Consider the following 11,070-nt stretch of genomic DNA (forward strand, 5'->3'; position numbering starts at 1 on the left):
CCGTTCCTGGCACGTGCTGGATCAGAAATATCGGTTCGGACATGCCTTCGGCCAAACGCAACGGACTTATAAACAGATGCCCGACAGCTTAAACCGTTCGAATGCGGAGCAAAATTGATTGATGGCAATGCGCTGGCTCGGCAATGAAACAAGACATGTCGGGAAACAAATCCGACAGGGGTTTCTGATTTAGAGGGCATTTCTGCTTTTTTCGACTAATTACTCTAAAAACCGCTTTTCAGCGCCCGGATTATTTCTATTCTGTGCACATGACCGGTTTAAGCCCGAAAGACCGGTGCGGTTCAGTCGGCACGATGCGGCTGCCGAAAAGGGGTAGGGCGATGCGGTTTTTTGCAGTTTTCTTTGACGTTTAGAAGGACATCGTCCATGTCGAAAGTACAAGGCATCACCGAAATGTTGGGAATCTTTCCGTGTCTGGCCCTGGGGCGACGAAGACGCCGGCTCAACAGCGAGGAAATGAAACTGGTGGAACGCTATCGGGAGCTGTCGGAGAGCGACAGGATTGCGATGAGGTATCTGGTGGACGCGATGAGGAGTGTTTCGCGGTTTTGAGTGGACCTGGAGCAGTAATGTAGGAGCGAGCCTGCTCGCGATGGTCGTTAACGATGACGCGTCCGTTCTGGATGTACGCGGTGTCTTTGAGTCCATCGCGAGCAAGCTCGCTCCTACAGTTTCCCTTTTTGATCGGCTCGATTTATCCCTTCAACGGCAAGTGCCAGCGATTGGGAAGGGGCGCTGCACCTGCATCAACTCAGGCATGTCTCGCCACTTGATCCAGGCGTGGTGCTGGTAATGCAGCAAGGGCACCGAAACTCCCGCCCAATTCAAGGAGCTCAGGCTTGGCAGGTTTTCCACAGGCTCCGATTTCGCATCACGCAGCGAGGGTATGGCCTCGTTGCTCAACCACTGGCGCAGATTGCGGTTTTCCGGGACGAAGTGGTGAACCAGCAAGGTGTACACGCCTGATTCGCTGACCATCAGGGTTTCGACCGTTTTGCCGTCTTTGCGCAGCCAGACGGTGCGACGTTGGTCGGAGTCGAGTTTCAGGGTGAGCCGTTCATTCAGGGGTTTACCCATCAGGCGCCCAAGGTCCTGAACGCAGAACCAGGCTTGGTTGTCTTGCATGAAGGCGTGGAGGAAGCGGTTGTGGCGGGTGAAGACGGTGGGATCGAAATAGGGAAGAGGCGAGCTTTGAGGATGCATTGGCATGGCGTGATTTCCGTTTTGGCCTGGAAAGTCGCCACCAACCCTTCGACAGGTTGGGTGGCGGACCGAATGGCGTTCGAAGTCGGGACACTTCCAAGTCAAAACGGAAGCCGAAAGGCCCGCGCCACACGGCCCGCCATAATGCAGAACTGAAGGCATAAAACAGCCACAGTTCTATGGGGGCACACGAGCACCGTTTTGACTTGTTCCGGCTTCGACTCCGGGCCGCTGATTTGGCAGCGACGGAACAAAGCCTATCGGTCAGGCGCTCGCGGCGCCAAGTCTACTCTGGCGACGCGTGTTGTAGGAATCGAGGGTTTTTCAGGCAGGCTGAATCTGTAGGAATTTACTGCTTGCAGTGTTGCGGTGGCGCCATCGCGAGCAGGCTCGCTCCTACAGGGGAATGCGTTCCAAACGTGGGAGCGAGCCTGCTCGCGATGCTTTAGTGCTTGAACATCACATGCCGCACAACGGTGTAGTCCTCCAGCCCATACATGGACATGTCCTTGCCATAGCCGGACAGTTTCTGACCGCCGTGGGGCATTTCGCTAACCAGCATGAAGTGCGTATTCACCCAGGTGCAGCCGTACTGCAAACGGGCCGACAGGCGATGGGCGCGGCCGACGTCGGCGGTCCACACGGAGGAGGCCAGGCCGTAGTCCGAATCGTTGGCCCAGCCCAGCACTTGGGCTTCATCGGTGAATTTGGTTACCGACACCACTGGCCCGAACACTTCGCGGCGCACGATTTCGTCGTCCTGTTGTGCGTCGGCCAACACGGTCGGTTCGAAGAAGAAACCATCGCCCTCAACCGCCTTGCCGCCAGTGATCAAACGAATGTGTGGCTGGGCGATGGCGCGCTCGACGAAGCCGGCAACGCGGTCGCGGTGTTGTGCGGTGATCAGCGGGCCGAGTTCGGTCGACGGATCATCCTGCAAGCCGTACTTGATGCTGCTGACGGCGGCGCCGAGCTTCTCCACGAACTTGTCGTAAATGCCTTCCTGGGCATAGATGCGGCAGGCGGCGGTGCAGTCCTGGCCTGCGTTGTAGAAACCGAAGGTGCGGATGCCTTCGACGGCGGCATCGATGTCGGCGTCGTCGAAGATGATCACCGGGGCTTTGCCGCCCAGTTCCATGTGCATGCGTTTGACGGTGTCGGCGGTGCTGGAAATGATGTTCGAGCCGGTCGCAATCGAACCGGTCAGCGACACCATGCGCACTTTCGGGTGAGTGACCAATGGGCTGCCGACGGTAGGACCACGGCCGAACACCAGGTTGAGTACGCCGGCCGGGAAGATATCCGACGCCAGTTCAGCCAGGCGCAGGGCTGTCAGCGGAGTCTGTTCCGACGGTTTGAGCACCACGGTATTACCGGCGGCGAGGGCCGGGGCGATTTTCCAGGCGACCATCATCAATGGGTAGTTCCACGGCGCAATGGAGGCGATCACGCCCACCGGATCTCGGCGGATCATCGAGGTGTGACCCGGCAAGTACTCGCCACCGGTTGAACCACTCATGCAGCGGCTGGCGCCGGCGAAGAACCGGAACACGTCGGCAATTGCCGGGATCTCGTCGTTCAGCGCAGCGCTGTAAGGCTTGCCGCAGTTGTCCGATTCCAGTTTGGCCAGTTCTTCGCCGTGGGCTTCGATGGCATCGGCGAGTTTGAGCAGCAGCAGCGAGCGGTCTTTCGGCGGGGTATGCGACCAGCTGTCGAACGCAGCGTCGGCGGCGCGCACGGCGGCATCGACCTGGGCTTCGCTGGCTTCGTTGATTTCCACCAGCACACTACCCAGCGCCGGGTTGAACACAGGTTGGGCGGGGCCTTCGCCGCTTTGCAGTTGGCCGTTGATCAGGAGTTTGGTTTGCATGGCTTTGTCCTCTTCGGAACTGTTGTTTTTTCTCGGTGGAAACCGACCCCCTGTGGGAGCGAGCTTGCTCGCGATAGCGGTGTGTCAGGCAATATCAATGTTGAATGTCAGTCAGCCATCGCGAGCAAGCTCGCTCCCACAGGTTCCGGTTTCCACATTGGGAATTGAGTTGTCAGTTACTTACCACCGCTGCCGGCCACGCTTTCGCCACCACGGGTCAGGTAATAGGCGCCGAGGATCGGCAGCATGGTCACCAACATCACCAGCATCGCCACGACGTTGGTCACCGGCACGTCCCGTGGGCGGCTGAGCTGGTTGAGCAGCCACAGCGGCAGGGTGCGTTCATGGCCGGCGGTGAAGGTGGTGACGATGATTTCGTCAAACGACAGGGCAAACGCCAGCATGCCGCCGGCCAGCAATGCCGAGCCGAGGTTCGGCAGGATGATGTAGCGGAAGGTCTGCCAGCCGTCGGCGCCGAGGTCCATCGAGGCCTCGATCAAACTGTGTGAGGTGCGGCGCAAGCGGGCGATGACGTTGTTGTAGACGATCACCACACAGAAGGTCGCGTGGCCGACGATGATGGTGAACATCCCCGGCTCGATTCCCAGTGTCTTGAAGGTCGCCAGCAACGCGATCCCGGTGATGATCCCCGGCAGGGCAATCGGCAGTATCAGCATCAGCGAGATGCCTTGTTTGCCGAAGAAGTCCCGGCGGTACAACGCGGCCGAAGCCAATGTGCCAAGGACCATGGCGATCAGGGTGGCAATCGAGGCGATCTGCAACGACAGCTTGATGGCCTCGAGCACGTCCGGCCGCGAGAACGCCACGCCGATCCACTTCCAGGTGAAACCCTTGGGCGGAAAGCTGAACGCTGCGTCTTCGGTGTTGAAGGCGTACAGGAAGATGATCAGGATCGGGAAGTGCAGGAACACCAACCCGCCCCAGGCGGCGAGGCGCAGGCCCAGGGAAGCTTTGTCAGAGTGCATCGAAGGCCCCCAGTCGTTTGACGATGGACAGGTAAATGGCGATCAGCACGATCGGCACCAGGGTGAAAGCAGCGGCCATCGGCATGTTGCCGATCGCGCCTTGCTGGGCGTACACCATGCTGCCGACGAAGTAGCCGGGCGGGCCGACCAGTTGCGGCACGATGAAGTCGCCCAGGGTCAGCGAGAAGGTGAAGATGGAACCGGCGGCAATGCCCGGGATCGACAGCGGCAGAATCACTTGCATGAAGGTCTGGCGCGGCTTGGCGCCGAGGTCGGCGGAGGCTTGCAGCAGCGAAGGCGGCAGGCGTTCCAGCGAGGCCTGGATCGGCAGGATCATGAACGGCAGCCAGATGTAGACGAACACCATGAAACGCCCCAGGTGCGAGGTCGACAAGGTGCTGCCGCCAACTCCCGGAATGCCCAGTACGAACTGCAGGACCGGCTCCAGCCCCAGGTGCTGCACGAACCACTGCGCCACGCCGCCCTTGGCCAGCAGCAGTGTCCAGGCGTAGGCCTTGACGATGTAACTGGCCCACATCGGCATCATCACTGCGATGTAGAAAAACGCCTTGGTCTTGCCAGTGGTGTAGCGCGCCATGTAGTAGGCAATCGGGAACGCGACGATGGCGCTGGCAATCGATACGGCAATCGCCATGCCCAGGGTGCGCAGGATGATGTCGAAGTTCGACGGCTGGAACAGCGCGGTAAAGTTCGCCAGGGTCAGGTCAGGGGTGACCGCCATGGTGAAGTCATCGAAGGTGTAGAAACCTTGCCACAGCAGGACCAGCAATGAACCCAGGTAGATCGCGCCGAACCACAGCAACGGCGGCACCAGCAGCATCGACAAGTACAGGTTCGGCCGGCGATACAGCAGGTTGGAAAACCTGCGCAACGGCGAGCCGCCTGACGAGGTTTGAGAAATAGCCAAGGTGCTCATCTCACACCCCGCCTGCAACGGTATCGTGCAACGGAATCATTGCCTCGCGCGCCCAGCGTGCGCTGATGCGTTGCCCGGTCTGGTGCTGTGCACTGGTGTCCAGCCACTGGTTGTTGGCCTTGCTGATGTTCAGGGTCTGGCCGTTTTCCAGTTTCAGCTCATAGCGAGTCGCACTGCCCTGGTACTGGATGTCATGCAGCAAACCGCTGACTTCAATCTCGTGGCTGGCCAGCGGACCTTCGGCGAATCGCACGTGTTCCGGGCGAATCGAAAACGGCTGTGGATTGCCACTGAGCTGCCAGGCCAGGTCACCGCGAATCACGTTGGAGGTGCCAACGAATTCCGCCACGAAGGTGGTGGCCGGTTTCATGTACAGGTTGCGCGGGCTATCGACTTGTTCGATGCGCCCCTTGTTGAACACCGCCACGCGGTCGGACATCGACAAGGCTTCGGTCTGGTCGTGGGTGACGAAAATGAAGGTGATGCCGAGCTGGCGTTGCAGCTTCTTCAGCTCGCCCTGCATTTGCTCGCGCAACTTCAGGTCGAGGGCGCCGAGGGGTTCGTCGAGCAGCAGCACCCGTGGACGGTTGACCAAAGCGCGGGCTAGGGCCACACGCTGGCGCTGACCGCCGGAGAGTTGCACCGGCTTACGCTCGCCGTAGCCACCGAGGGCGACCATGTCGAGGGATTCTTCGGCGCGCTTGAGGCGTTCGGCCTTGCCGACGCCTTTGACTTTCAAGCCGTAGGCGACGTTGTCGCGAACGTTCATGTGCGGGAACAACGCGTAATCCTGGAACACGGTGTTCACGTCGCGCTGGTACGGCGGCAGGCCGGCGGCCTCCTCGCCATGAATACGGATGGAGCCCGCGCTCGGTTGTTCAAAACCGGCAATCAGGCGCAAACAGGTGGTCTTGCCCGAGCCGGACGGCCCCAGCATGGAGAAAAACTCGCCGTCCTGGATGTCGATGGAAACCCGGTCTACGGCTTTCACTTCGCCGAATTGACGGGAAACGTTGGTGAACTGGACTGCAAGCGTCATGGTGCGATGCTCCAAAAAGGCGAAGGCCGTCGCAGCGGCCCTGCCTGGACTTCTGAAAAAACTGAATCGTGTTCGCGCATGTGTGGCTGGAATACTGACTGTGGCGAGGGGGCTTGCCCCCGTTGGGCTGCGCAGCAGCCCTGAAAACGGTGGGCGCGGTCTGCCAGACCGCAGTGACGGACTAGGGGAGGGCTTCGCCCTCCAACGGGGGCAAGCCCCCTCGCCACAAAAGCGTTTTTGCCACAGAAACGGTGTGTTACCTGCCGCCCATGATCGCGATGTAGTCTTGGGTCCAGCGGCTGTACGGCACGAACTTGCCGCCTTCAGCCTGCGGGGTTTTCCAGAAGGCGATCTTGTCGAAATTGTCGAAACCGTTGGTCTTGCAGCCTTCGGCGCCGAGCAATTCACTGCCCTTGCACGCTGCCGGCACCGCTGGCAACGAACCGAACCAGGCCGCTACGTCACCCTGGACTTTCGGTTGCAGCGACCAGTCCATCCATTTGTAGGCACAATTGGGGTGCTTGGCTTCGGCATGCAGCATGGTGGTGTCGGCCCACCCGGTGGCGCCTTCTTTCGGGATGGTCGAGGCAATTGGCTGCTTCTCGTTCATCAGGCCGTTGACCTGATACGGCCAGGCACCGGAGGCGACCACGCCTTCGTTCTTGAAGTCGCTCATTTGCACGGTGGTGTCGTGCCAGTAGCGGTGGATCAACGGCTGCTGGGCGCGCAGCAGATCGAGCACGGCCTTGTACTGGGCTTCGGTCAGTTCGTACGGGCTCTGGATGCCCAGTTCCGGCTTGGCGGACTTCAGGTACAGCGCCGCGTCGGCGATGTAGATCGGGCCGTCATAGGCCTGCACGCGACCCTTGTTCGGCTTGCCGTCCGGCAGGTTTTCCGCGTTGAACAACACGCCCCAGCTGGTGGGCGCAGTCTTGAACACGTTGGTGTTGTACATCAGCACGTTCGGGCCCCATTGGTACGGGGTGCCGTAGGTCTGCTTGTTGACCACGTACCAGGGTGCATCCTTGAGGCGCGGGTCGAGGTTCTTCCAGTTCGGGATCAACGCGGTGTTGATCGGTTGCACACGCTTGCCAACGATCAGGCGCAGGGAGGCGTCGCCGGACGCCGTGACCAGGTCGTAACCGCCCTTGGCCATCAGGCTGACCATTTCATCGGAGGTGGCGGCGGTCTTGACGTTGACCTTGCAGCCGGTTTCCTTCTCGAAACCGGTCACCCAGTCGTAGGCCTTGTCGCTCTCGCCACGTTCGATGTAGCCGGGCCAGGCCACAATATCCAGTTGGCCTTCGCCCGCCCCGACAGCTTTGAGCGGCTCGGCGGCCTGGACACTGGCGCTGGCCAGCAGCGCGGTGGTGATTGCACTGAGCAGTGCGGTCTTGTGCACGAACATGGGAATTCCCTCTTCTTTAAATTATGGTCGGGGCAGTTGTGAACGTGGTGAAGCATGCCGTTGGCGGCTTGTTATTAGCTTAGTCAGAGATGCTCGCCATGGCGGGCCATGATGTGCCGCACCACGCTGTAGTCCTGAAGCGAATCGCTGGACAGGTCCTTGCCGTAGCCCGAACGTTTCAGGCCACCATGGGGCATTTCGCTGACCAGCATGAAGTGGCTGTTGATCCAGGTGCAGCCGTACTGCAAGCGCGCCGCGACCTGCATGGCCTTGTCGAGGTTCTGGGTCCAGACCGACGAGGCCAGGCCGTATTCCGAATCGTTGGCCCAGTCCACCGCTTGTCCCAGCTCATCGAAGCGGGTCACGGTAACCACCGGCCCGAACACTTCGCGCTGGACGATCTCGTCACTTTGCTTGCAACCGGCGAGCAGGGTCGGCTGGTAATAGAAGCCGGCGCCGGAGTGCACCGCGGCACCGGTCACCCGCTCGATGTGTGGCTGACCCAAGGCACGTTCGACGAAACTGGCTACGCGGTCGCGTTGGCGGGTACTGATCAGCGGGCCGATTTCGTTGTCGGCATCGCGCTTGCCGGCGAAACGCAGACTACTGACGGCCGCACCGAGCTCGGCCACCAGGCGGTCATGAATCCCGGCCTGGGCGTAAATGCGGCAAGCGGCGGTGCAATCCTGTCCGGCGTTGTAGTAGCCGTAGGTGCGTACGCCTTCGACCACGGCCTGAATGTCGGCATCGTTGCAGACGATCACCGGGGCCTTGCCACCGAGTTCGAGGTGGGTGCGTTTGAGTGTCTTCGACGCGGCCTGGAGAATCTTTTGGCCGGTGACGATATCGCCGGTCAGCGACACCATGCGCACTTTAGGGTGGCTCACCAGGTGGCTGCCGACGCCTTCGCCGCCACCGCAAATAATGTTGATTACACCGCGCGGCAGGATCTCGGCCAGCGCTGGCGCCAGGGCCAGGATCGACAGCGGCGTGTGTTCCGACGGCTTGAACACCAGGGTGTTGCCGGCGGCGAGGGCCGGGGCGATTTTCCACGCGGCCATCATGATCGGGTAGTTCCACGGCGCAATCGACGCCACGACCCCGATAGGATCGCGCCGGACCATGCTGGTGTAACCCGGCAGGTATTCGCCGCTGAGCTGGCCGGTCTGGCAACGCACGGCACCGGCGAAGAAGCGGAACACGTCGACCGTGGCATTGAGGTCATCCTGACGGGCCAGGTGCAACGGCTTGCCGCAATTCAGGGCTTCGAGACGGGCGAGATGGTCGGCGTTTTTTTCGATGGCGTTGGCGATGTCCAACAGCAGGTTCGAGCGCTGTTGTGGCGTGGTGCGCGACCAACCGGCAAAGGCGCGGTGGGCGGCGAGGATGGCTGCTTCGACTTGTTCGGTGCCGGCTTCGGCGATCTGCGTCAGGATTTCGCCAGTGGCCGGATTGATGATGGGTTCGGCACAGCCTTGCCCTGCGACTGATTCACCATCGATCAACAAGGCGGTGAACAACGGGGTCTGCGCGCCAGCCATTTTTCGGGTTCTCGTTTTTTGTGTGGCTTGTTGTGTAGACATGGCAGCGCTCCCTGTGACTGGGGCCCGGCCGTCTTTATTGGATGCAACAAGACTAGTTCGCGGACCCGAGGACAACAAATACTAAATACTGAAGGTAGCGTTCGATTAAATAGATGGCTTGCGCCCGCCGTGGGGTTGTTCACGCGCGACCGTGAGGAACGGGTCCACCAGCGCCGGCCGTGCGGTGCCGCGACGCCAGGCCAGGCCGACATCCAGGGTCTGGCTGAGGTCGGCGATCGGCCGCGCTTCGATGATGTCGCCCTCCAGTGACCACGGGCGATAGGTCATGTCGGGCTGGATAGATACGCCCAGGCCAGCGGCCACAAGGCTTCGCACCGCTTCGGTCGAGGCCGTGCGCAGGGTGATGCGCGGTTGCAGGGAGGCGGCGGACCACATACGTTGGGCATTGCGGTCCATTTCATCGACGTTCAGTTGAATCAATGGCTCGCGGGCCACGTCGGCGAGGTTGATGCTGTCGTGTTCCAGCAGCGGGTGCTGGGCCGGCAGCCATAGCCGGTGCGGCGAGCGGGTCAACACTTCGGTCTGCAATGCGTGGCGGTCTTCGAGGTTGGACAGGATCAACACGCCGACATCGATCTCGCCGCTGACCAGCAAATGCTCGATGTACGGGCGCTCATCCTCCATCACGCGGATTTCCACGTTGGGGTAGGCGCGCTGGAAACGGGTGAGCAAATCCGCCAGGTAATAACCGGCCACCAGACTGGTCACGCCGACGATCAGTTGCCCGGCGACCTGGTCGGTGCTCTGTTGCAGGCTGCGCTTGGCGTTATCCACCGTGGCCAGGATCAAGTGCGCCTGACGCAGGAATTGATGCCCCTGGTGGGTCAGGGTCATGCCCTTGGCATGGCGGCTGAACAGGCTGACGCCGATTTCCTCCTCCAGTTGCTGGATCGCCAGGGTCAGGGTCGACTGGGAAATGAACGCAGTTTGCGCGGCGGCCGAGATCGAACCGGTCTCGGCCACGGCGATGAAGTGACGGATCTGACGCAAGGTCATCATGGGGAAGCACCCGGTGGGCTGTTTTTATCGATTGGCGAGAGTGTATATCGTTTTTTCTGATGGGGCGGCGCAAGCGGCAATGGGCGCATTGAGGGGAGTGCAACATCTGGAAGCACTCTCGCCCACGGGGCGTGGGCACTTTCGTTTTAGGCTGGTGGTCTTGGTTTCAGGTTAAACGTCTTGTGGAGGCGGTAAATGAATACCCGTGGATTGCTCGATCAACTACTCAAGTCCGGCCAGGACCTATTGCAGAACAAGGCCGGCAGCCCGCAGCAAAAGGGTGCGAGCGGTGGCAACGGAGGCCTCGGCAGTTTGCTCTCCGGCGCGAGTGGCGGGGCATTGGCGGCAGGCGCCATGGGCTTGCTGCTCGGCAGCAAAAAGGCCCGTAAAGTCGGGGGCAAGGTCGCGGTCTACGGCGGTCTCGCCGCGTTGGGCGTGCTGGCCTATAAAGCCTACGGAAACTGGCAGGCGCAGCAGGGCGGTGCGGCCGGTGCGCAACCGCAAACCCTGGACCGCGTACCGGACGCGCAAGTCGAGCTGCACAGTCAGGCGATTCTCAAGGCGCTGGTGGCCGCGGCCAAGGCTGACGGTCATGTGGATGAGCGTGAGCGTGCCTTGATCGAAGGCGAATTCACCCGGCTCGACAGCGATCAGGAGCTGCAACACTGGCTGCACGCCGAGCTCAACAAGCCACTGGACCCGAGCGATGTCGCCCGCGCCGCCCGCTCCCCGGAAATCGCCGCCGAGATGTACATCGCCAGCGTGATGATGGTGGACGAGGAAAACTTCATGGAGAAGGCCTATCTCGATGAGCTGGCGCGGCAGCTCAAGTTGGAGCCGGGGTTGAAGGCCGAGCTTGAGAAGCAGGTTCGCCAGGCTTCCTTGTAAACCTTCAGTCCGCCCCACATCCCCAATGACCATTCTACGGTCCCTTTCTGCCTAATCACCCCAGGCACCCATCCCGCCTTTTTTGGCGGGATGAGAAGTAGCGCGCAACCGTCTT

10 protein-coding genes are annotated in these 11,070 nt (G+C 61.0%); 2 read left to right on the forward strand and 8 right to left on the reverse strand.

What is annotated here, in order from left to right; translation table 11 throughout:
* The first annotated feature begins 387 nt into the window (after positions 1-387).
* Positions 388-573 carry a hypothetical protein gene (locus KW840_RS09315; protein WP_046041279.1) on the forward strand — a complete coding sequence of 62 codons (186 nt, stop codon included), beginning with the start codon at positions 388-390 and terminating at the stop codon, positions 571-573.
* A gap of 150 nt (positions 574-723) precedes the next feature.
* Here KW840_RS09315 and KW840_RS09320 read toward each other — a convergent pair whose 3' ends face one another.
* From KW840_RS09320 to KW840_RS09355, 8 genes are all read right to left on the reverse strand, one after another.
* Complete coding sequence (locus KW840_RS09320; protein ID WP_218495015.1) at positions 724-1,230, reverse strand: Bro-N domain-containing protein; 507 nt, start codon at positions 1,228-1,230, stop codon at positions 724-726.
* Between the two features lie 439 nt (positions 1,231-1,669).
* A complete protein-coding gene (locus KW840_RS09325) occupies positions 1,670-3,094 on the reverse strand; it encodes a gamma-aminobutyraldehyde dehydrogenase (protein ID WP_150815320.1) in 1,425 nt (474 codons plus the stop codon).
* Between the two features lie 176 nt (positions 3,095-3,270).
* Positions 3,271-4,080: an ABC transporter permease gene (locus KW840_RS09330; RefSeq protein WP_057716221.1), complete on the reverse strand. Its 810-nt coding sequence runs from the start codon at positions 4,078-4,080 to the stop codon at positions 3,271-3,273.
* On the reverse strand, positions 4,070-5,017 hold the full coding sequence (locus tag KW840_RS09335) for an ABC transporter permease (RefSeq protein ID WP_154909578.1): 948 nt from the start codon (positions 5,015-5,017) through the stop codon (positions 4,070-4,072). Before KW840_RS09335 ends, KW840_RS09330 begins: the two co-directional genes overlap by 11 nt.
* A 1-nt stretch (position 5,018) precedes the next feature.
* Complete coding sequence (locus KW840_RS09340; protein ID WP_218495016.1) at positions 5,019-6,056, reverse strand: ABC transporter ATP-binding protein; 1,038 nt, start codon at positions 6,054-6,056, stop codon at positions 5,019-5,021.
* A 256-nt stretch (positions 6,057-6,312) separates the two neighbouring features.
* Positions 6,313-7,464 carry a putative ABC transporter substrate-binding protein YdcS gene (ydcS, locus tag KW840_RS09345; protein WP_057716218.1) on the reverse strand — a complete coding sequence of 384 codons (1,152 nt, stop codon included), beginning with the start codon at positions 7,462-7,464 and terminating at the stop codon, positions 6,313-6,315.
* A gap of 83 nt (positions 7,465-7,547) precedes the next feature.
* Positions 7,548-9,047 carry a gamma-aminobutyraldehyde dehydrogenase gene (locus KW840_RS09350; protein WP_218495017.1) on the reverse strand — a complete coding sequence of 500 codons (1,500 nt, stop codon included), beginning with the start codon at positions 9,045-9,047 and terminating at the stop codon, positions 7,548-7,550.
* 105 nt (positions 9,048-9,152) lie between these two features.
* Complete coding sequence (locus KW840_RS09355) at positions 9,153-10,067, reverse strand: LysR family transcriptional regulator (protein WP_057716216.1); 915 nt, start codon at positions 10,065-10,067, stop codon at positions 9,153-9,155.
* 195 nt (positions 10,068-10,262) lie between these two features.
* Between KW840_RS09355 and KW840_RS09360 the strand changes: the two genes are divergently transcribed.
* Positions 10,263-10,955: a tellurite resistance TerB family protein gene (locus KW840_RS09360; protein WP_057716215.1), complete on the forward strand. Its 693-nt coding sequence runs from the start codon at positions 10,263-10,265 to the stop codon at positions 10,953-10,955.
* Positions 10,956-11,070 lie beyond the last annotated feature (115 nt).

Source organism: Pseudomonas sp. PDM30 (genome assembly GCF_019218985.1).
In the GTDB taxonomy this organism is placed as follows: Bacteria; Pseudomonadota; Gammaproteobacteria; order Pseudomonadales; family Pseudomonadaceae; genus Aquipseudomonas; species Aquipseudomonas jessenii.